We start from the raw sequence: 22089 nt of genomic DNA, 5'->3' as shown, positions 1-22089 counted from the left end.
TTGAAGCTCAGTTCAGGGTGACTTTGTTGGCGATCAGGGTGCTAGCAGCCTCGTCGATGGTGCCCTCAACGGCCACGTTGGCGGCGGCACGGTCCGTCCCGAAGAAGTCCTCGGCAGTGGTGGCGGTGCCTTCAAAGACCGTTTCAGGGGTGATGGTCACGGCATAGTTGGCGTCGTTCTCGTTCAGGGTGAACGTCTGGGCCGTGCCGTCAAAGTCGGCCACAGTGCCTTCCAGGCCGTCGCCCACGGCCATATCGATTTCCTCACCGGTGCCTGCATCGTCGGCATTGGTCAGGGTGCTGTCGACACCGGGATCGGCGGCGTCATCCATCGCGCCTTCACCCTCGGCAATCGGGTTGTCGATGCCGGCCTCGTCGGTTTCCATCGTGTCGGTGGTGGACTCGGTGGTGGTGGTCTCATCCGGCACAGCGGCATCCGTGGTGGTGGTCGTGTCGGTGGTCGTGGTGGTCGTCTCGGTCTTGGGCGTGCAGGCGGCCAGCAGAGAACCGGTCAGCAGGATCAGCAGAATATTCTTCATGCCCCGATTGTCCATTCTGTTTCATTGTCCAACATGAAAGAAAACCCGGTGAATCTTTACACCCGTGGGCCAGGGCCGATACCAACGCCATTTGGTCTGGTCTGGTGTGAATCTCACCGGCCCTGTCCGGTGCCTGAAAAAGCCGTCTCCAGCGGCAAAATAAAGTTCTGTGGTCAGAAGGGCGGGACCAGAGACTTCCCCGGAGAGACCTGGGATTATGGAGAGAAGATAAACGTCTCGCCTTCCAGGGAAACGTTCACCGTGCCGCCGTCCCTGAGACGGCCAAAGAGCAGTTCGTCGGCCAGCGGGCGTTTGAGGCGTTCCTCTATTACGCGGGCCAGCGGGCGCGCGCCCATCTGAGGGTCATAGCCCAGCTCGGCCAGCCGGGCGCGGGCCTCCGGCGACACGCTCAGGCTCACCTTGCGCCCGGCCAGTTGCGCTTCCAGCTCGCGCAGGAACTTGTCCACGACGGCGGCCATCACCTCGCGCGACAGCGGGCGGAAGTAGATCACGGCGTCCAGACGGTTGCGGAACTCGGGGGTAAAGGTGCGCTTGACGGCTTCGGCTTCCTCGCCCGCGCGGCCCTCGCGCCCGAAGCCCAGCGCGGGGCGGCTGGCGTCGGCGGCCCCGGCGTTGGTGGTGAAGACCAGGATCAGTCCGCGTCCGTCCACCTTCTTGCCCGCGTGATCGGTCAGCGTGCCGTGGTCCATCAGTTGCAGGAAGACGTTGTACACGTCCGGGTGCGCCTTCTCGATCTCGTCCAGCAGCAGCACGGCGTGTGGGTTCTTTGCCACCGCGTCGGTCAGCAGGCCGCCCTGATCGAAGCCCACGTAGCCGGGAGGTGCGCCGATCAGCCGGGCGACGGTGTGCGCCTCCTGGTACTCGGACATGTCGAAGCGGGCAAGGTGGATGCCCAGGCGGTCTGCCAGCGCGCGGGCCAGCTCCGTCTTGCCCACCCCTGTCGGCCCGGCGAACAGGAACGCCCCCTGCGGCTTCTGCGGATCGCGCAGGCCCGCGCGGGCCAGTTTGACGGCGCTGGCGACAGCCCCGACTGCCGCGTCCTGCCCGAACACACGCCCCTGCAAGTCCGTTTCCAGCGTGGCAAGCGACTGGATTTCCTCGGCCCTGACCGCGCCCACCGGAACGCGGGCCATACGGGCCACCGTGGCCTCCAGATCGGTCACATCGATCTGGCCGCCCACCCCGGCGCTGCTGCGGGCGGCCCCGGCCTCGTCAATGACGTCGATGGCCTTGTCGGGCAGAAAGCGGTCCCGCAGGTGGCGCACGCTCAGGCGCACGGCGGCGTCCAGGGCTTCGGGCGTGTACGTCACGCCGTGGTGCTGGGCGTACTTGGGGGCCAGCCCGCGCAGAATTTCCAGCGCATCTTCCTCGGAAGGTTCGGCCACGTCCACGGTCTGAAACCGCCGCCACAGTGCCCGGTCTTTTTCCAGGTGGCGCAGCTCGGCAGGGGTGGTGGCCCCCATCACCCGCAGTTTGCCGCGTGCCAGCGCGGGTTTGAGCAGGTTGGCGGCGTCCACGTTGCCGCCCTCGGTGGCCCCCGCGCCCACTAACGTGTGCAACTCGTCGATGAAGAGGACGCTGTTTTTGCCGTCCAGAGCTGCCAGCACCGCTTTCAATCGCTGCTCAAAGTCGCCCCGGTAGCGCGCTCCGGCCAGCAACGCACCCAGGTCAAGGGCATAGACGGACGCGCCTTTCAGAAATCCGGGCGCTTTGCCGTCTGCCACGCGCTGCGCCAGTCCCTCGGCCAGCGCGGTTTTGCCCACCCCTGGCTCGCCCACCAGCACGGGGTTGTTCTTGCCGCGCCGCGCCAGGATATGCACCGTGCGCGTCAGTTCGGCGTCTCGCCCGATCACCGGGTCAAATTCCCCAGCTTTGGCGGCAGCAGTCAAATCCTGGGTGTACGCCTCCAGCGGGTCCTGCTCGGTCTCGGCTTCCGGCGCACCTTCCTCCACTCCGGCCACGCGGCGCTCCCGGCCCCGGCCTTCCACTTTGGCCGTGCCGTGTGACACGTAGGCCAGTACGTCCAGCCGGGTCACGCCTAGGCTCTCCAGCGCGGCGCGGGCCGGGGAGTCGGCCTCTTCCAGCAGTTCCACCAGCACACGCGCTCCGTCGGCGTCCTCGCCCCCCTTGCCGCTGGCGTGCAGTTGCAGGACCGCGCCCTGCACGACGCGGTGGAAGCCTAGCGTGAAATCCGGTTCGGAATCCTCCACCGATTCCAGCACGTCCAGTTGCGCCTCCAACTCGCCGCGCAGGTGTTCCACATCCGCGCCCACGGCCAGCAGCGCGTCCCTGCCTTCCGGGTCATGCGTCAGCGCCAGCAGCAGGTGTTCCAGGGTCACGTATTCATGCCCGGCCTCCCGCGCGTAGTCGGCGGCGCGGGCGATGGTGACTTGCAGGTGATCGCCGATCATTCTGCCGCCTCCGGTTCTGCCACCACGCGCAGCGGGTGGCCTTCCTGGCGGGCGTGGGCGGTCACCTGGGCCACCTTCGTCTCGGCCACGTCGCGGGTGTAAACGCCGGCCACGCCCTGACCCTTGTGATGCACGGCCAGCATGATCATTTCTGCGTCACCTTCGGCCTTGCGGAAATACTGGGATAGGACCATCACCACAAAATCCATCGGGGTGTAATCGTCGTTGAGGAGCAGCACCCGGTACAGCCGGGGGCGCTGGGTCGTGGTGCGTTCTAGGGTCTGGGTGCGGCCTTCTGGGTCACGGCCACCGTCACGGCGCGTCATGGGGGGAGTGTAGCGGGCGCGGAGGGCGGTAGGCGGGGCAGAGGTTACGGTGACCCGCCAGAAAGGCCCGGAGGAAGACCCGGAAGAAACCGTTACGCCATTTCGCCTACTTCCCCCGCAGAAATCCGTTTCTGGCGTATTCTGAGCGCACTTATGACCACATCATCCCCGGACGCCTCCGTTCACGTCCGAGACCTGAAAAAACAGTACGCCGTCCACGAGAAGGAACCCGGTTTCATGGGCAGCCTCCGCAGCTTCGTGAGTCGCAAGACCAAGTACGTGGAGGCCGTCAAGGGCGTGTCCTTTGACCTCGCGCCCGGCGAGGTGGTGGGCTTTCTGGGGCCGAACGGGGCAGGGAAGACCACCACCCTCAAGATGCTGTCGGGGTTACTGCACCCGTCCGGCGGCGTGGCAAAGATCGCTGGATTTGAGCCGCGCAAACGCGAAACGGCCTTCCTGAAGCAGATCACCCTCGTCATGGGCCAGAAGCAGCAATTGATCTGGGATTTGCCCGCGCTGGACAGCTTTCTGGTCAACCAGGCCATCTACGAGATTCCCGACGCCCAGTACCACGCCACCATGCGCGAGTTCACGGAGGTGCTGTCGCTGGACGGCATTCTGAAAAAACAGGTCCGCAAACTGAGCCTGGGCGAGCGCATGAAGTGCGAGCTGGCCGCCGCGCTGCTGCACCGCCCGCGCGTGCTGTTTCTGGACGAGCCGACGATTGGCCTGGACGTGAACATGCAGGAGGCCGTGCGCGCCTTTATCCGCGACTACAACGAGCGCTACGGGGCCACCGTCATTCTGACCAGTCACTACATGGCCGACGTGACGGCGCTGGCCCAGCGGATTCTGGTGATTGACAGCGGTCAACTGGTCTTTGACGGCGATCTGGCGCGACTGGCCGAACAGGGGAAAGGGGGCGGCAAAACCGTAAAGCTCAAGCTGCGCGAGGCCGTCAGTGCCGCACAACTGGCCCCCTACGGGCAGGATGTGAAGGTGGACGGCCTGAGCGTGGAGTTGACGGTTCCCCGCTCCGAGGTCAGCGCCCGCGCTGCAAAGTTACTGGCCGATCTGGACGTGGCGGACTTGACTGTGGAAGACCCGCCCATTGAAGCAGTGATGGCGGAGTTGTTTGGGGCAGGGGAGAAGGCGACAGTGGAAAAGGAGGTAGTGCGGGGATGAGGCACCTTGAATTCGCGGCCTGCCCGGTGGCCCCCCCTCCCCAGCCCTCCCCCACGAGGAGGGAGGGAGTTAAAAGCCTCAGTCTTTTAGACCTTCAGACCCCCAAATCGCCTCGCCAGAGGCACCCATGATCCGCAAGACCCGTGTCCTCTTCGCCACCCGTTTCGCGGAGATGGCCGAATACCGTGCCGAGGTCATCATCTGGATGCTGTCGGGCACGATCTCGCTGGTCATGATGCTGGTGTGGATGGCGCAGGCGGCGAATGCTCCGGGTGGGCAGATCAACGGCTACGACGCCTCCCAGTTCGCCACCTATTTCCTCAGCGTGTGGCTGGTGGGGCAACTGCTGGTGGTCTGGGTGGGCTGGGAACTGGACTTCATGATCCGGCAGGGCACGCTGTCGCCCAAGCTGCTGCGCCCGATGGATCCGATGTGGCAGGAATACGCCGCCCACGTCGCCGAGCGTTTTGTGCGTATTGGGCCGATGCTGGTGCTGCTGGTGATCTTTGCCGCCCTATCCGGCGCGTCCTTTACCCGCGAGTGGTGGGCCTATCCGGTCACGCTGGGCCTGTGCATCCTGGGCTTTACCTGCCGCTTTCTCTACGAGTACACCCTGGGCCTGCTGGCCTTCTGGACCGAAAGCAGCACCAGCTTTTCGGAGGTGGCGTGGTTGCTGTACGCCGCACTGGGCGGCCTGTTCGCCCCGCTGGCCTTTTACCCGCAGTGGGTGCAGGACATCGCGGTGTGGACACCGTTTCCCTACATGCTGGGGCTGCCCGCGCAGTTGCTGGCGGGTAAGGCTACGCTGGCGCAGGCGGGTTCCGGCGCGCTGATTCTGTTCGGCTGGGTGGTCTTCTTCTGGTTTGCGCGACTGCTGGTCTGGCGGCTGGGGCTAAGGAAGTATGGAGCGGTGGGAGCGTGACCCGGTATCTGCGCCTAGTCCGCATCTTTACTGGGGCCACCATCTCGGCTCAGCTAGAGTACCGGGCGAATTTCATCGGGGCCGTGCTAAGCAGTCTGGGGCAGGTGGGCGTGGCGCTGCTGGCGATTGGCGTGTTGTTCGGGCAGGGCAGCGATACGGTGGGCGGCTGGACCTTCCGCGAGGCGCTGCTGGTCACCGGGTTTTTCATTCTCACCGAGGGTTTCATCGCTGTGTTCGTCCAGCCCAACATGAGCCGCATTGCCGAGGCCATCCGCACCGGCAGCATGGATTTCACGCTGCTCAAGCCGCTGGACGCCCAGTTCAGCGTCAGCACGCGCTACCTGAACGTGCTGCGCGTGCCCGACATCCTGATTGGACTGGGGCTGATCGTGTACGCGGCCTCGGCGCTGACCATCACGCTGGGAGGGGTGCTGATCGCCGCCGTGCTGTACCTGTCGGCATTGACCATCGTGTACTGCATCTGGCTGGCGCTGTCCACCACGGCGTTCTGGTTCGTCAAGACGCAGAACGTTGCGGAACTGTTCAACGGCATCTTCGGCGCGGGGCGTTTTCCGGTCACGGCTTTTCCGCTGCCCGTGCGTTTCGCCCTGACCTTTATCGTGCCCATCGCCCTGATCACCACCGTTCCCGCACAGGCCATGACCGGGCGGCTGTCGCCCGCGCTGGCGGTGGCCTCGCCGCTGGTGGCGTTGGCGCTGTTCGCCGTCACCCGCTGGTTCTGGCTCAGGGCCGTCGCCAGTTACACGAGTGCCAGCAGTTGAACGCTGGGCAGAGGCTGGAACGTCTGGGCGCGGCGCTGCTGGGGGAGGGATTTGAACTTCGCGCGGAGGTGGATTTCTCCAGTCTCGCCACTCTGAATGCCTCGCTGCAAGCTCAAAACATCATCCTGGACTCCCAAACTCTGCGCCACGTTGCCTGGGCCGCACTCGGCCAGCCCCGCCCCCGTAGCGTCATGCTCAAGCCTGAAGCCCGCGCCCGCCTGTCCCACCTGACCGACTTGCGCGACGTGTTCTCGCCGTCCGACGCCGAACGGGTGGGCCGTGAATTCGCGGGTGAAAGGTGGCTGGCCCCCGACTTGCTGGCCGCGCGCCCGTGGCTGATGTCCACCACGCCTCCAAAGCAGGTGATTTCCGATGTGATGCACTCGCAGTGGTCTGGACTGGTGGCATTGCTGGGCGAATACGGCCCGTGGGTCTACGCCGCGAATGTGGCGGATTTGCAGATTCTGGGACGGCTGTACGGCGAACTGGTCAGGGGAGCGGCCCTGTCCTCCGAAGATGAGGTGCTGGACGCGGCTTTCAAGCAGACTGAGCATCCCTCGCTGCTGGCCCGGCTGGAGGCCACCGATTACCGCCAGCCAGCATCTGACCCGAACGCTGATCTGACGGCGCTGGAATCCGCTTTCTGGGCGGTGGCGCAGGCACAGGCACGGCGCGACTGGGAAGCGTGGCAGGCCCGGCGCAGCGGTTAAGCTGAGCAGCATGACGAATCTTCTTGCCAATCGGTGGGGCATTCGCTCGTGGCCTGGGCGTTCCCTGAGCCTCGCCCTGCTGCTCTCTGCTGGCATGGCCTTGGCGCAATATTCGCCTTCCGGGACTTTCGATCTGGGCGTGGGTTTCGGCCAGACAGCGCTGAGCAGTTCCATCCTTCAGGGAACCCTCGAACTGCCCGTCAAGTCGGTCAAGACCACAGCCCCGCCCGCATACAGACCCGATCTGCGACTGGCCGTGACGTTCAGTGAAGCCCGTCTGGCGCTGTTCCGGCAGACGCTGGCCGATCAGGCCCTGAAGGGGAAGTCCCAGCAGGAGAAGCGGGCGTTTGTCGTCCACTTGAAGGACAACGATCTGGCGAATGGCCTGTGGGTCTTCAACGCGTTCGATAAACGCAGTCCGGGCCTACCGGAACTGGTGGCCACCTATCTGGGCGGGATGTGGAAGCAGGTCTCTGGCAGGAGTCCTGACCCGGCCAAGCTGGACATCCTCAGAAGCCAGCTTCAGCGGTCCATGCTTCAACCTGCCCAGTTCTCCAGAATCAAGGCCATGTCAACCGATCAGCGCCTGGACTGGATGTTTGGCCTGTCGTATCACCACGACGCTCTGGCCCAGGACGGTCTCTTCAACAATGATCAGACAAGTCGGCAGCAACGCGCCCGTCTGGCCCTCGAATCCAGCAGGGGCAACGGCTTTGATCTGAATGGACTTGACCTGAAGTAAGCGTGAGCCTCGCCGATTTTTCCCCGTCACATGTGCGCTAGCCTCCTTCCCGTGTCCACGCTGATCACTGCCGAAAACCTGACCGTGTTCTACGCGGAGCGGGCGGTGCTGCGTGACGTGTCCCTGAGCGTTTCGAGCGGTGAGCGTGTGGCACTGCTGGGCCGCAACGGGGCGGGCAAGACCACCCTGTTGCGCGTGCTGACGGCGGAGTTGCTGCCCGAGGAAGGCACGGTCTGGCGCGCGGATGGCCTGCGCCTGGGCGTGCTGGAGCAGCACCACGCGCACCCGCCGGGCAAAACGGTGCGCGCCCTGGTGGACGCCGCGCACCCCTACCGCGAGCTGGAAGCCGAACTGCTGGCACTGGAGGCCGATCTGGGTGATCCGGCAGTCCTGGCCGCCTGGACCGAACTGAACGCCCGCCTGGAGGACGCTGAAGCCTACGCGTGGCCCTCGCGCGTGGCCCGTGTGCTGGGGATGCTGGACCTGACCCGCTTTCTGGGCCGTGAGGCCACCACGCTGTCCGGCGGCGAGCGCACCCGGCTGGCCCTGGCTCTAGCCCTGGCCCGCGAACCTGATCTGCTGCTGCTGGACGAACCCACCAACCATCTGGATATCCGTATGCGCGAGTGGCTGGAAGGCTGGCTGCGGACGTTCCGGGGCGGCGTGGTCCTGACCAGCCATGACCGCGACTTTCTGGACGCGGTGGCCGATTCATCCGGTGGGCGCAGCGTCTGGCTGGAGGCGGGCGAGGCAACCGCGTATCCCGGCGGGTACACACGGGCGAAGGCGCAGCGCGATCTGGAGCGGCGCACCCAGGAACGCGCCGCGAAGCTCTCGGCACAGGAACAGCGCCGACTCGTGGGCAGTGCGGAGAATCTGGACCGCTGGGGCCGCCGCTCACGCGGTCTCAAATCCCGCGCCGAGCGGCTGCCGAATGCCGAGGCCCCACTGCCCGAACGCCAGTTGCGAATGCGCCTGCTGGCCGGAAGCGCCCGCGCCCCGCTGGTGGCCTGGGGCGATCACCTCTCCAAGTCCTATGACGGGCGCAACGTCATTTCGGGCGTGGCCTTCAAGCTGCGCCAGGGGGACCGCGTGGCTTTAATGGGCGCGAACGGCACTGGCAAGACCACCCTGATGAAACTGCTGTCGGGCGAGGAACACCCGGACGCAGCCGCTGGCCTGGGTGAACCCGCCCCCCTGCTGCGCGTGGCGGGCGGCGTGACCGTCGCCAGCCTGGACCAGACCTGGCATGGCCTGCTGCCCGGCGATGGATTGCACGCCCAGTTCACGGGCCGCTTCGGCAAGCAGGCCAATACCCTGCTGGGCCGCGCGGGCTTCACCGAGGCCGACTGGCCCAAGACCCCGCGCCAGCTCTCTGGCGGCGAGCGGGCGCGGGCGGGGCTGGCCCTGGTGAGTGCCCTGCGCGCCGATCTGCTGCTGCTGGACGAACCCACCAACCATCTGGATATCGAGGCGCTGGACGCGCTGGAGGCCGCCGTCCACGCTTACGGCGGCGCGGTGGTAATCGTGACCCATGACCGCCGCTTTGCCCGCGAGGTGGCCAACCGCCTGTGGCTGATCGAGGACGGCCAGCTCCGCGAGGTCACCGGCTGGGGCAGCCGCGAGTACACGGACCCGGCCCGGCACCTTCAGGGCGATCCGCCGCCACCGCCGCCGCGTCCCACGGCCCGGCAGCGGCTGGTCCACATCGAGAACCAGTTGGCCGATGTGCGTACGGCGCTGGACTCCACCCCCGGCGGCCTCAGCGGGCGCGAGGAAGGGCGGCTGCGGTCCCAGGCACACGGGTTGCAGCAGCACCTCTATGACCTGTACGCCGAGGCGTTCGAGTGTCCGCAGTACGACATTCAAGTGCGTGAGCCGCCGCTGATGGTGCGTGCCCAGCGACTTGGAGAGGACGAATTGTGCGGGGGCGGGATGTTCTGGGCCGCGCGGGATGAGACCTGCCCGCATCTGGCCTGGGACGGAACGGTGCTGCGCTGGAGTGCCCTGCCGCCCGACTGGTACGGCGCGGCGCTGCTGGGCGGAACGTTGCGAATCCTCTTTGAGCGCTGGAACGCGGGCCGGGTCCAACTGGGCGAGGGCGGCCCCACGCTGACCCGTCGCCAGTATTTCGAGAAGCTGGGCTTGATCCGCTTGCCAGCGTCCTCACCCCCAGTTTCACAGGCGTAACCCCACGGTCATGCGCCGCCCGCTATACTTCCGCGCATGGACGACCTCATCAAAGGACGCCTCGGGGGCGCGGACGGATACGACATCCGCTGCGTTATCGAAGGCGACAGTATTTCGGGCCGCGCAGGCGGCAAGTTACACGGCAAGGACATCGATCTGGAAATCACCGAGCGCGGCGTGCAGGGCACTGTGGGCAACGATCCGGTCAAGATCGAGCTGGACGGCGGCGAGCTGAAAGGCAACGTGGGCAGCCAGAAGCTGGTGCTGCGCGGTGTGGACCGCGTGACCGGCTTCATGGGCGAACCCATCGTCGGCTGGAACGTGGTGGCGCAGCAGACCGGCGAACACCTGAGCGGGCAACTGGGCAGCACCGTGCTGGGCCGCCCCTTCGAGATGGAACTGGGCAGCGCCCCCGGCTGGGTCGGCACCCTGGTGGCCCTGGTGGCCTTCTACGCGCTGGAACCCCGCGCCAGCGTGACCGTCAACCGCTGAGCAGGGTCAGCCACTAGATTCAATCAATCCAGAAGGGGGCCGCCGATACTGGGCGGCCCCTCTTCTTTGGATGAGGATAGACAGCTCGTATCACCCAGACAGCCTCTAGCGTCCCCCGATCCGGTAGGTCACCCCGAATCTGACCCGTGTACTCGCGTCCGTGTTCTGCACGCCGATGCTCAGGTTGGTGCGCGGGTTGATGTTGTACCCGGCGCTGAAGCTGGGGCGCAGGGTGCCCAGGTCCAGCCCCGTCAGCGGCGTGCTGACCCGGAAGGTGAAGCGGTCATCTGGGGTGCTGTAGGTGGCGTCCAGCAGGCCCTTGCCCGCCAGATCCACCTGATATTGCAGGTACAGGTCACGGGTCAGGTACGAACCCAGTGTCAGGGTCGCGTTCACGCCGTCCACCCCGTTCAGGTTGGGAGTCAGGCGGAAGACGTCTAGGCCAAACGCCCGGGCCAGTGTGCGTTCCAGTTCGCCCAGCACGAAGACATTCAGGGCGGTCTGCACGGCGCTGGCCCCCAGCGCGCCGATGTTGCCGGGCAGCGCGGTCAGGTTGGGCACCCCGGTGGCCACCAGGGCGTACAGTTCCGGCTCGGTGTAGCCCTGCCCGGTGTCGGGATCGTTGCAGGCTGTGCCCTCAGTGGCGCAGTTCAGCGTGGTGGTCAGGTTCAGGGCGGCCTGACCGTCCGCGCGGGTCACGAACTCGCCGCTCAGGTTGAGGGTCACGGGCACGCGCTGGCGGGTGGTCACGGCCTGCACCTGTCCGGTGGCCGCGATGTTGAAAGCGGGCAGCAGGCTGTCTCCAGCAAAGGTTACGCTGCTGTCACCCAGCGTGAATTCGTTCTCGCGCAGATAGATGAAGCCGCGCTCGGAGCGGACGCTGCCGCTCATGCGGGGCCGCGCGCCGCTGCCCGAGAGGGTCAGGCCCGCCGTGCTGAACTCGGCGCGGGCCAGGCTCTCGTCCACCCGGATGCCGCCGGGGGCGCGGATGGGAATGTCCTCGAAAACCACCCGCTCCAGAAAAGGGCGCGCGGGCCGGGGCGCGGCCTCGTCTGTATCCGTGGCCGGAGCCGGGAAGGTGGAGTAGACATCGGGCAGGGGGCTGACATAGTTGTCAGTGGTGCGCCCTGTGCTGGCGTTCGGCCCGCTATCTGTGCCGCTCACCGCCTGCCCGTTGGTCTTCCCTGGCGTGGGAAGAGCAGTCGTGGCAGCAGCGCGCCCCAGCGTCAGGCGCAGGAAGTCCGCCGCGCCGCTGACGCGGATCAGGGTGCCGTCGTCCACCGCGCGCAGATCGGCGTTCAGGGCACTTTCGCGGGCAAAGATGATCGACAGCGGCAGGTTGTAGTTGCGGGCGGTCAGCGTCAGGTCAAGTCTGGGCGAGACCTGCCCGCTCAGCCGCAGGTTGCCCGCCCCGGTGGCCGCATTGGTGCTGCGGCTCTGGGCGTCCAGCGTGAAGCCCTCCCCGTTTTGCGCCAGCACCACTGTGCTGCCCGGCAGCGCGCCCAGTCCCTGCGGGGCCAGCAGACCCGCAAAGCCCACCCGCGCGCCGCTCAGCTTGCCCAGCGTGAGCTGTCCGGTCACGTCCAGTCTGCCGTTGGCTCCCAGCGCGCCGCCCGTCAGGATGGTGCCCCCTGCCGTGAACGCGCCGCTGTCGGGCAGGTCTCCCGCGAAGTCGGGGATTTCCAGGCTCAGGCCCGCCACACTGCCGCTGACGTTCTGCACGCGCAGCAGCCCGCGTGGGCGCTCATACGTGCCCGCCGCGCTGAGGGTCAGGCTGCCGCGCAGGCTGGGGTCCAGCTCGCTCAGTCCAGGGATCAGGCGCAGAACCGGGGTAAAGGTGGTGTTGGTGAAGCGGGCATTCACGTCCACCTTCTGGCGGGTGTACTGCCCACGCACGTCCCAGGTACCCGCCCCCGTGAGCTGCACGTTCAGGCCGCGCAGTTCCCCCGCCGCGTATTCCAGCGTGCCGGTGCCGGTCAGGGTCTCGGTGGAGGCGGCCTCGCCTGTCCCGTTGGTGGCGCTGACCCGGATGCGCTCGGCCACCACGCTGACGCTGCCGGAAGGCGGATCGGCCAGCGGGAAGCGGAAGCGGGCCACCCCGGTCACGACGCCCTCGCCGGGGGCCGCCCCCGTGAAGGCCGCCACCAGCGCGCCCACCGGGAGCGCCCGCAGGCTGCCCTGGCCGAAGACCTCGCCGCTCCCTTCTCCAGAGGTACTGAATCCGGCTGTGAAATCCGACTGACCCAGGAAGCCCCGAATGCGCCAGCTTCCCCCGGCCAGCGTGCCTTCCAGCCGGGCGGGCAGGGTTTTGGACCCCACCATCAGGCCTTCTGAGCGCAGCACGAAGGTGCCGCCGCCGTCCTGCAAGTTGGCGTTGCCGTTCAGGCGGCCCGAGAGGTCGGGGGCGATCTTGAGGTTACTGACCTCCAGATCGTCCAGCACGGCGCGGACGCTGTAGCCGTCGCCCGTGGGTCTCAGCGCCAGCGCGGCCAGTGGAGTCTGAGGCAGCAGATCGGCGATGCCGCCGGACGCGTCCACGCTGACCTCGCCCACCTCGTTGCGGGCGGCCAGAGCGGCCACGAAAGTCTGGCCCTTCAGGTTCACCTCGCCGTCCACGGTGAGCTTCTGCCCTCCCACATCCACCGGATAGGTCCCCACGCCCAGCAATCCGGTCAGGCCGCCGCTGTCCAGTCCGACATTCACATTCAGCGTGCCGCCCGCCTGCTTCAGGCTGCCGCTCAGGCGTCCGGTCCAGTTCTTCTCGCCCTGCAAGGCATTGAGTTGCAGCGTACCGGAGGGCAGCGTCACCTGCGCCGCCACGGTAGGCCGCCCGCCGCGCAGGGTCACGTTCGCGCTGGCCTCGCCGGACAGTTGCAGCCCCAGGTACGGAAGCTCAGCGGGCGAGGTGAAGTTCGTGACCTTCAGCGCCACCTGCCCGTTCTGCGTGCTGGTGTTCAGCGTGCCGCTGGCGGTCAGCACGCCGTTGAGGTTGGGAATGCCCAGCCGTGCCAGTTGCAGCCCCGGCAGATTGGTGGCGAGTTGCCCATCCCTGAAACTCAGGGAACCGTCGCGTTCGCCGTCGCTGACGCGCAGATCGGCCCCCTCCAGCGTGGCCGTGCCACTGGCGCGCCACTCGCCCCGCCGCACGCTGAGCAGCACACTGGGATCAGCCAGCAGACCGCTGGGGGTCACGCTCAGGCTCAGTTCGGGACGGGTCAGACTGGCCGCCCCGTTCCAGCGCCACTCGCCGTTTGCGTCAGGGCGCACGCCCACCGCGCCATTGGCCGTCGCGCCGGGGCCGTCTATCAGCCGCACCTGTACGCCGCTCGGTGACGCCACGATGCGCGCCCCTGCCCCCAGCAGGCCCGCCGTGCCCTGTGCCAGTGGGTGCGCCAGCGGCCCGGACAGGCTCAGCACTGCCGGGGCGGTCAGCACGTCGCCGCTGCCACCCAGGGATGGGCCGCCAGTCACGCGCACGCCCCCGTGCCAGCCCGTGAACGGATCGGCGCGCAGGTCCACCGCCGCTGCCAGTTTCTGCGGCCCGGTCAGGCTGCCGACCAGCGACAGGGACCGGGCGCGGTAGGCGGCTTTCAGGTTGCCGCTCAGGGTTCCGCTGGCGTTCAGACTCAGGTCCGCCCGCCCGTCCACACCTGCCGTGCCGCTGGCGCGGATGACGCTGCCCGCCGCGTTCAGACGCAGGCCATTCAGGGTCACCTTGCCGCCGTCCAGTGCGGCCACCGTTTCGCCCGCCTGACTCAGCGTTCCGGTCAGCCCACTGAGGGTGCCGCCCAGCCGCCCCGTCGTGTCTGCCAGCGTCACCCCGTAGGCCGAGGCGGTGCGCGAAGTTACGGTGGCCGCGAGCGTCGGGGCACTCAAAGTCCCGGCCAGCGTGGCGGCGACGCTCAGTTGTCCGCTGCCGCCCACCAGTGGCAATGGCGTCAGGTTCAGGCTGCCGCTGAGGCTGGGAATGAAGCCCTGACCCGACTGAAGCCTGACCGCGCCGCCGCCCAGTTCGCCGCCGTCCAGCACGTAGGAGCCGCGCCCATCAGAATTTAGCATGAGCGGTTCTTTCAAGCCTGCCAGCGTCGCTTCCACGGTTCCGGCCAGTTGGGGCCAGACGCCATTCAGATTCACCTTGGCGGTGTTGCCGCCGCTCTGGACCGTGCCATACAACTTCGCGCGCACGGTACCTGCACCCAGATTCAGGTCCTGCGCGTCGGCGTAGAGGGTGCCGCCCGCCGCGCCGAGAAGATTGACGCGGGCCACGGCGCGGGGATCACGCACCCGCCCGGAGAGGGTTGCCAGCGCATCAAATGCGGCGGTTCTGGCGGTGACCGAGCCTTCCAGCGCCGGATTGCCCACCGCGCCGCGTAGGGTCACATCTGCGCCCACGGTGCCGCCGTTCAGGGCAGGCGTATTCAGGAAACCCGTTCCCAGATCGCGCACGGTCACACGCACGCCTTCTGGCAACTGCCCGTCCGCCTTCAGGACGCCGCCGCGCAGGCTGCCGCTCAGGGCGGTCCTGAGTTCATCGGTCCCGCCCGCCCGCCAGCGGTAACTCGCACTGCCGTACAGGCTGAACGGTCCGGTCTGTTCCTGCTGACCCTTCAGGGCCAGATTCTGCACGCTCACCACCTGAGGCCCGTCCGCCAGCGTGCCCGTCGCCTCCAGGCGGCCCGCAAAGGTCAGGGCGTCCACGTCCAGCCCGCGCGGCAGCAGGCGGGCAATCCGCAGGGTGTCGGCCTTCAGGCTGGCCGTGTAGCGCCCGTCTTCCAGCGTGCCGCCCCCCGCCACCTTCGCCCCGTTCAGCCGCACGCTGAGATCCCCGGCGCGGTAGGAGGCCCCCAGATCGCCCGTCAGCTCATTGCCGCTGTCCGCCAGTTTCCCGGCGAAGGCGGCCTCGGGAGCGCTCCACGACGCGCCGCCCACATTCACGGTTCCGCTGACGCGCAGTTGCTCCGGGCGGCCCCACAGCGCCCCCACGTCAAAGGCCAGCAGATCCAGCGTGCCGCCGGGTTTGAAGGCCAGATCGGCGGGCAGGCTGCCCGTCAGCCGGGCCTGGGTGTTGCCTGTCCCCACCAGCGCGGCCACCTTCAACGCCCCGTTCCCGTCCAGCACTGCGTCCAAGGGACCACCTGGAATGTCACCCACCGCGCGCAGGGTGCCGCTCCAGCCTGTGCGGGCGTTCCAGCCAGGGGTGCCGTTCAGACGCACGTCGATGGGCGCATCGGGGCTGCCTCCCACATAAGCGGCGTTGACGGTCAGGTTGGCGTTTGTCAAGCCGCCCAGCGCATTCGTTCCCAGTTGGCCGCGCAGGGTTCCGGCCAGATTCTTGCCGCTCAGGCCCACCTTCCAGTCCTGGCCCAGCAGCCGGGCAGTCAGGCGCGTTCCCTGGGCCTGGAGACCCGCAACCCCTTCACTCAACGCGCCCTGAACGTTCACGTCTGGCTTGCTGTACGCGCCCGTGATCCGCGCCGTGTAGTTGCCCGGCAGCAGATCCGTCACCCTGGCTTTTGCGCTCAGCTTCAGCTCTGGAAAGACGGGTCCGCTGGCGCGCACAGTTCCCTGCGGCAATGTGGCCGTGGCCCCTTGCAGGCGCAGCACACCGTCACGGTAGGAGGCTGGGGCCTGGAACTTCACGCCCGCCCCAGTTCCCACAGACAGTGTGCCAGCCGTGTCCAGTCGCAGATCGGCCAGCGTGCCGCCCAGGGTTGCCGTGACATTGCCCACCGTCTCCGAGAGCAACACGGTCCCCAGGTCGGGAACGCTGACGCTGCCCGCCGTTTTCCAGGCCGCCAGACCCGTCCCCGCACCCTGATTGACGGCCAGATTCAGCGCCGCCCCTGCCACCGTGCCGCCGAGCTGGACGTTGGCCGCGCCGTTCGTGAGTCCAGTCGCCGTCGCGCTCAGGTCCACCGCACGCCCGGCGTACTGGCCCGTCGCCTGCAAGGTCAGGGTGCTTTCCGCGTTTCCACGCAGGGTGGCGTTCAGGCCGTCCAGCGTCAGCCGCGCGTCGGCCTGTGGGTACAGCGGCCCGCGCACGCCCACGTTCAGGCCCGCCAGCGTGCTGTTCAGGTTGGCGCTGAGTTGTCCTTTCGCCAGCGAAACGCTGCCCGCCGCGCGCTGGCCCGCCGCCCTCAGATTCACGCGCGCCTGTCCGCTGGCCTGTGCGAAGTCCAGCCCAGGCACGCTCAGATCGAGACTGGCCCGGCCCGTCAGGTCTGCCAGTTGCTCGGTCAGCACCGGCCCCAGCGCGCGGGCGTCCAGGGTGGCTCCCCTGATGTTCAAGTCCTGTCCGTTATAGCCAAAAGGCAGCCGCGCCCACGGATGCCGCAGCGTGCCGGACGCGCTCAGGGTGTTCTGCCAGTTCACGCGGGCATTCAGGGTCAGCGGTTGGTTCAGATACCGCGTGCTCGTGCTGGTCAGGGTGGCTCCTGTTGTCGTCAGTTGCACGGTCAGGCGGCCCGGCACCACTTCCGCCCGCAGGTTGTCGGGCAGCAGGGGCAGGGCGGGAGAGAGGCTGGCCGTGACCGCGCCGCCCACCTTCGGCAGCACTTCTACCCGGCCCGTCAGCGGCCCGAACGGCAGCGCCGCCAGGGTCTGGCCCGCGCCCAGCAACTTGACCGTACCGGGGGTGCCGGACAGCGCGTATTTCGCCTGCAAACTGCCGCTCCACTGGCCGCCCGCATAGCTCAGCCCGCCCACCGTCGCCCGCGCCCCAGTCAGTGAAGCGGTCAGCGGAAAGCTCTGGGCCGGCACGCTCAGAGTGAGCGGTGAGGTGCCAAAACGCTGCGCCTTCACGTTGACCGTGCCCCGCAGATCGGCCACGCCGCCCCCTGCCGTCGCGGTGAAATACGGCCCGCTGACATTCAGCTTCAGGTCATCCACTGTTGCCGGAAGGGTCAGTCTTCCGGTGGCGCTGACTGTCTGCCCAGCGATCTCGCCCCCCGCGCTGATGCGTCCGTTCTGTGCATTCACGGTGAAGGGTCCGGCTTGCAAGGTGCCGCTCAGGACGCCTCCGCGTGCCTTCAGGTCGCCCACCAGCTTCTGCCCCGCCAGCGTCAGCCCGCGCGCCTGCACATCGAAGTCCGAGAAGCCGCGCAGGTCCACGGTGGCCGCGCCGCCCCCGGCGTCCCGCACGTTGATGCGTCCGCGTGGTTCGGTGCCGCGCCCGGTGACATTGCCCTCCACGAACAGCCCGCCCGCGATGGGGCCGCGCACCTGCACGTCGTAACGCCCTTCTGGCAGCGAGGCGGTGCCGCGTGCGCTGAGGCCCTCGCGGTCCGTCAGCAGCACGTTCAGATCGCTCCAGGGGCCGCTCAGGGCCACCGTGTACTGGTCCAGTTGCCCGCTTGCGTCCACCGCGCCCCGGAAGGTGTTGTTCGGTCCCGATCCCTTTTGACTCAGGCCCCAGGTGGCGCGGCCCTGCACGCGGCCCTCCTGCCCGAAGGCGGTCAGCGGCTGCGCGCCGGTCACGCGGGCCAGTCCGGTTGCGCCGTCGTAGGTCACGTTCAGATCGCCCCAGGTGCCACCCACCGCCAGCTTCGGCGTCAGCGTTGCGGTCAGGTCCATCGCCTGAGCGGGCAGGGTCACGCCGCTGAAGGACAGTTCGCCGCTGCGGCCCGTGACCCGCGCCCGCAGCGCGTTGTAAGGACCATTGACCGCCGCGTTTAACGTCTGGCCCTGCGCCGACACCGTGCCGCTGACGCCCACCTGCGGATAGACCTGACCGCTGATGCTGGCGGTGGCCCCGGCGTAGGCTGCCTTCAGATCAGCCGTCAATGCTGCGTCTGCACGGGTCAGTGTTCCCGCCACGTCTGCCCCCGCCACACTGGCGTTCACAGTTGCTGTGCCCCCCCGTCCGGCCAGATTCAGGTCCAGCGTGCCGGAAAGGTCCGACAGATTCACCAGCGGACGTAGCGCGGCAAGGTCCATGCGCCCGCTGGCGTTCACGTCCTGCCCGTCGATCACCCCCCGCGCGGTCTGTCCCGCCGTGGTCAGATCAAAGCGGACTGCTCCCTCGTCGGTCAGGCTGAGGTTGCCCGCAATGTCCGTCCCCTGAATGCGGGCGGTGGTGTCATAGGGGGCACTCAGACTGGTGTCGGCCAGCACGGTCACGCCGTTTGCCGCGCCCCCATTCACCGTGCCGCTGAGGCTGGCGCGGCTGCCGCGTCCGGTAGCGGTCAGGTCAAAGCCATTGCCGCGCGCCGTCAGCGTGCCGAACGCCTTGAGGGTGTTGGTCACGGTCACGTCGCCGCTGACCTTCAGGCCGCCCAGGACTTCCAGATTGCGCGCCGTGATCGGGAAGGAATCGCCGTTCCAGCGCAGCACCTGCTGACCAGAGGTAAAGGTGCCACTCTGGCGCAGGTAATTCACGTCCAGCGGCCCGCTGAGGGTCTGGACCAGTCCGGGCACCTGTGCCGTCAGGTTGCCCGTCACGTCCCCGGCCTCCAGATCGAGTTGCCCCGCGCCGGAAAGCGTCAGGCCCGCGCCTTGCAGATTGCTGGCACTCCAGCCCCCACGAAATTCCGGGTCAAGATCAAGAGTTACGGTTCCCAGGTCCGCTTTCAGCCCTTGCTTGTTCAGCCGCGCCGTGCCTGCCAGCGCGAACGGTCCCGCCGTGCCGCCCGTGATGATGGCCCGCAGGTCGCCCGGCGTGCCGCTCAGGGCCACCCGCGCCCCCGCCGCACCGTAGGTGGGATTGAGGACGGCCCTGAGCTGCTCGTCGCCCAGTGCGAAAGTCCCCGACAGTGGGCCGCCCAGCCCCTGCCCCTGAAGGGTGATCAGGTTCTGCGCGTCGATGCTGGCCTGTATATTCAGCGGCTTTTGCCCGAACGCCCCCACCAGTTCGGCCTCGCCGGACCGGCCAAGGGTCCAGGTGCCGCTCAGTTTCTGAAGGGAGTCGCCCAGCCGGGTGTCGGCGCTGAAGGTCAGGTCGTTGCTCTGCGGCGCTTCTTCCCCGGCTGCACGCATGAAGGCGTAACTGGCCTGCACGTCACTGAAGGCAACGCCCGCCAGCTTGCCCGCGCCCCCCACCTGCGCCGAGACCTGCACATCCTGCCAGCCGCCCGCCGTGATCCGCAAGTTCAGTGCGCCCTCGCCCGTGGTGCCCAGCGCCCGCGCCAGCCCGGAAACGGTGGGGGCAGCGTCTGCCATGACCGTCCAGTTCTTTGCTTTCAGGTCCACATTGCCAGTGGCAGTGATCGGGCCGTTCCAGCCCTGGCCGCCCAGTTTCAGGTCCACCGTGTCGCCGCGCTGGGTCACCGTGCCGCCGATTCCCGTCACGGTCACGAACTTGGCCTCCGGCACGCGCACGGCGGCGTCGCTGATCCTGAGATCGCCGCGTACTGGGCCGTCGTTCAGCACGTATTTTCCGCTGATGCGCCCCGCCGTCACACCCGGCCAGTAAAAGTTCAGCAGCCGCGCGTCGGCGTTCAGGTCGGCGGTGATCACGTTGTTCTCGCCCAGTGTCACGTCGGCGTTCAGTTCGCCCTGCGCCGTGCGGCCCTGAACCGTCCATCCCCCGTCCTGGCGTGACCCGATCCGAAACTGTCCATCTGGAATCTCGCCCTTCTTGCCGTCCACGCTGAGGCGCGCATTCTGGATGTCGAGCCTGCCAGGGGTGACGTTCCAGCCGTTCCCGGTTCCCTCGCCTCCACCCGCTGTTCCCAGGCTCTCGATCAACTCGGCGGCGTTCAGGTTCACGGTGGCGTCCACGAGACTCGCACCCAGCCGCAGCGTTTTGCTGAAGGGGTTGAATGCCTCCACAGTCACGCCCGCTTGCCCCACCTGCGCGTCCACGCCGGGCTGCCGCACGGTCACGCCCTCCAGCCGGGGGGACCAGATCGGTCCGCTGACCCGCTCCGCGCTGATGCCCAGTTCCGGGCCGTAGCGGGCCAGCAGCCAGCCGCCGAACAGAGTGGGGGAGAAAACCACCACCAGCGCCAGCACGGCCACCACGCCCAGCAGGAGCCACGGCCAGCGCCGCCGCCGGGCCGGAGTGCGGGGCGATTTTTTCAGGTCTGATTCGGTGGAAACGTCACTGGCCGCCGGATCGTCGGTCACGCGCCCCCCACGCCGCGCCCGGTCCTGTCGTTCTTCCTTTGTTCCGGGGCCGCGCGCATTGCTGGCATTCTAACGGGCAGCGCGTGAGTTGGCAGCCCGCAGCCTCACCGGACCGTCAGATTTCCACCCTCTGCCCCCCCGTTCCGGCGTTACTCTGAATCCCATGCGTCTGACTGCCCTTGTGATCGGCCACGTTCAGGGGGTTGGATACCGCCTGTACGTCCAGAGATATGCCCGTGACCTGAAGTTGCAGGGTTACGCCGAGAACCTGACCGATGGCCGCGTGGAAGTCGTCGCAGAGGGCCACGAGGCCGATCTGTCGCGCCTGCTGCACTGGCTACGGCGCGGCCCACCCCACGCCCGCGTGCGTGATGTCCAGACCCAGACCAGCGAGGAGACGGGCCTGAAGGACTTTCACATTTACTGAGCGGTGTTTTGAGCCGGGCGGATCATGTGGTCATAGACGTGACTGCCCAGCGTCCGCTTTCCCTCGACGCTGAAGCCCTCACGTTCATACAGCCGGGCGGCGCGGTTGCCGCGCTCCACGAGCAGGCCCACGCGTTCCAGGCCATTTGCCAAGGCTTGTGTGGCGGCTTCCCGCAACAGCCGCGCCCCGACGCCGTGCCCGCGCGCCGCCTCCGTGACGGCCAGCGTATCCAGATACCACTCGCCGGGCAGCCCCTCGGACAGAAAGTCGCCGGTCAGGTTGCGTCCACGTAAATGTTCGCGGAACGGCTCGTCCAGCGCCCCGGAATCGGCCCCCGCGTACCCCAGCAGCAGGCCCAGCGCCTCGGCAGAATTCTGGGCGATCCACACGTTCTGAAAGCTGAGGCGGTTGCCGGGAAGCTTGAAGAACTCCAGCATCACGCCCTCGGCCTCGGCGTCGCTTGCTGCGCCAGTCAGGACCAAGCCGATGTGGCCGATGGTCTCCTGAATCAGCGGAATGGCGAACGGGGCGTCGTCAGGGCGCGCAGGACGGACGGTCAGGACCTGGGTCACTGGCCCGCCACCCGCCCGAGCACCAGCGCCTCCAGCCGCTCGGCCACATTCACCAGATGGTCTCCCAGCCGTTCCAGATTGCGGGCGATCCGGCCAGCGGTCAGGGCGACTTCGGTGTCCTCGGGGCGTTCCAGCAGACGGGTCAGGCTGGCGCGCTGCATCTGCTCGTACAGGGCGTCCACCTGTTCGTAGTCCAGGCGCATGACTTCTCTGGCCGCGCCCACATCCCGCTCGGCGAAGGCGTAGGCCAGCCGCTCCAGCATCCGCGAGAGCAACCTGACCAGCGGCAGCACGTCCTGCAAGGTGGCGCTGCGGGCGCGTGGGGCGAAATGTTCCAGGTCACGGGCCAGCTTCAGGGCGTAGTCGCCCACCCGTTCCAGATTGGTCAGGCTGCGGAACACCACCAGATGAAAGGCCAGTTCCCCGGCGCTCAGCGGCGCGGCGAAGGCGCTCAGGCAGGCGTCCTCAATCTCGCGTTCCAGTTCGTTGGTTTCCTGCTCCAGCACCCCGGCTCGGACGCTCAGGCCAGCAAATTCAGCGCGGGCATCGGCGTCGCGCACAGCTTCCAGTTGCTCCAGCGTGATACTCAGCATTCGCAGAAAACGGGCCGTGACCCGCTCCACGCTGGCCGCGCCGCCCGGAGTCGGGCGCTGGGGGAAGGGTTGTACGCTCATGCGGCCAGTATCGCGCCTCCGTGTGATGCGGC

At 67.7% G+C, this 22089-nt stretch carries 14 protein-coding genes; 8 read left to right on the top strand and 6 right to left on the bottom strand.

Going from position 1 to position 22089, the window contains the following annotated elements; translation table 11 throughout:
• Positions 1-7: 7 nt before the first annotated feature.
• The 3 genes from Q319_RS0107210 to clpS form a co-directional block, all read right to left on the bottom strand.
• Positions 8-538: a hypothetical protein gene (locus Q319_RS0107210; protein WP_029481463.1), complete on the bottom strand. Its 531-nt coding sequence runs from the start codon at positions 536-538 to the stop codon at positions 8-10.
• Between the two features lie 215 nt (positions 539-753).
• A complete protein-coding gene (locus Q319_RS0107205; RefSeq protein WP_029481461.1) occupies positions 754-2970 on the bottom strand; it encodes an AAA family ATPase in 2217 nt (738 codons plus the stop codon).
• A complete protein-coding gene (gene clpS / locus Q319_RS0107200; RefSeq protein ID WP_029481460.1) occupies positions 2967-3296 on the bottom strand; it encodes an ATP-dependent Clp protease adapter ClpS in 330 nt (109 codons plus the stop codon). Before clpS ends, Q319_RS0107205 begins: the two co-directional genes overlap by 4 nt.
• A 153-nt stretch (positions 3297-3449) precedes the next feature.
• Here clpS and Q319_RS0107195 point away from each other — a divergent pair, with 153 nt between their 5' ends.
• From Q319_RS0107195 to Q319_RS0107165, 7 genes are all read left to right on the top strand, one after another.
• Entirely contained in the window at positions 3450-4481 is a 1032-nt protein-coding gene (locus Q319_RS0107195; protein WP_034414169.1) for an ABC transporter ATP-binding protein, read from the top strand.
• 127 nt (positions 4482-4608) lie between these two features.
• Positions 4609-5403 carry an ABC transporter permease gene (locus Q319_RS0107190; protein ID WP_029481458.1) on the top strand — a complete coding sequence of 265 codons (795 nt, stop codon included), beginning with the start codon at positions 4609-4611 and terminating at the stop codon, positions 5401-5403.
• Positions 5400-6185 carry an ABC transporter permease gene (locus Q319_RS0107185; protein WP_029481456.1) on the top strand — a complete coding sequence of 262 codons (786 nt, stop codon included), beginning with the start codon at positions 5400-5402 and terminating at the stop codon, positions 6183-6185. Before Q319_RS0107190 ends, Q319_RS0107185 begins: the two co-directional genes overlap by 4 nt.
• Entirely contained in the window at positions 6182-6895 is a 714-nt protein-coding gene (locus Q319_RS0107180; RefSeq protein ID WP_029481454.1) for a hypothetical protein, read from the top strand. The genes Q319_RS0107185 and Q319_RS0107180 overlap by 4 nt, the downstream gene beginning before the upstream one ends.
• Positions 6896-6905: 10 nt before the next feature.
• Positions 6906-7637 (top strand): hypothetical protein, encoded by a 732-nt coding sequence (locus Q319_RS0107175; protein WP_156039213.1) that lies wholly within the window; start codon positions 6906-6908, stop codon positions 7635-7637.
• A 51-nt stretch (positions 7638-7688) separates the two neighbouring features.
• Positions 7689-9827: an ABC-F family ATP-binding cassette domain-containing protein gene (locus tag Q319_RS0107170; RefSeq protein WP_029481450.1), complete on the top strand. Its 2139-nt coding sequence runs from the start codon at positions 7689-7691 to the stop codon at positions 9825-9827.
• A 36-nt stretch (positions 9828-9863) separates the two neighbouring features.
• A complete protein-coding gene (locus Q319_RS0107165; protein WP_029481448.1) occupies positions 9864-10319 on the top strand; it encodes a hypothetical protein in 456 nt (151 codons plus the stop codon).
• A 105-nt stretch (positions 10320-10424) separates the two neighbouring features.
• Here the strand turns inward: Q319_RS0107165 and Q319_RS0107160 are convergent, their stop codons facing one another.
• Positions 10425-20384 carry a translocation/assembly module TamB domain-containing protein gene (locus Q319_RS0107160; RefSeq protein WP_245619031.1) on the bottom strand — a complete coding sequence of 3320 codons (9960 nt, stop codon included), beginning with the start codon at positions 20382-20384 and terminating at the stop codon, positions 10425-10427.
• Positions 20385-20547: 163 nt separating this feature from the next.
• Between Q319_RS0107160 and Q319_RS0107155 the strand changes: the two genes are divergently transcribed.
• Positions 20548-20811, top strand: a complete 264-nt coding sequence (locus tag Q319_RS0107155) for an acylphosphatase (protein WP_029481445.1) — start codon at positions 20548-20550, stop codon at positions 20809-20811.
• Here Q319_RS0107155 and Q319_RS0107150 read toward each other — a convergent pair.
• Positions 20805-21383, bottom strand: coding sequence for a GNAT family N-acetyltransferase (locus Q319_RS0107150; RefSeq protein WP_051655185.1), 579 nt, complete (start codon positions 21381-21383; stop codon positions 20805-20807). The two genes, Q319_RS0107155 and Q319_RS0107150, sit on opposite strands and share 7 nt — an antisense overlap.
• Positions 21380-22057, bottom strand: a complete 678-nt coding sequence (locus tag Q319_RS0107145) for a phosphate signaling complex PhoU family protein (protein ID WP_051655184.1) — start codon at positions 22055-22057, stop codon at positions 21380-21382. Before Q319_RS0107145 ends, Q319_RS0107150 begins: the two co-directional genes overlap by 4 nt.
• Positions 22058-22089: the final 32 nt, after the last annotated feature.

This window comes from Deinococcus marmoris DSM 12784 (assembly GCF_000701405.1).
Lineage (GTDB): Bacteria > Deinococcota > Deinococci > Deinococcales > Deinococcaceae > Deinococcus > Deinococcus marmoris.
Note: the sequence above shows the minus strand (reverse complement) of the source record. Positions and strands in the feature narration are given on the sequence as shown.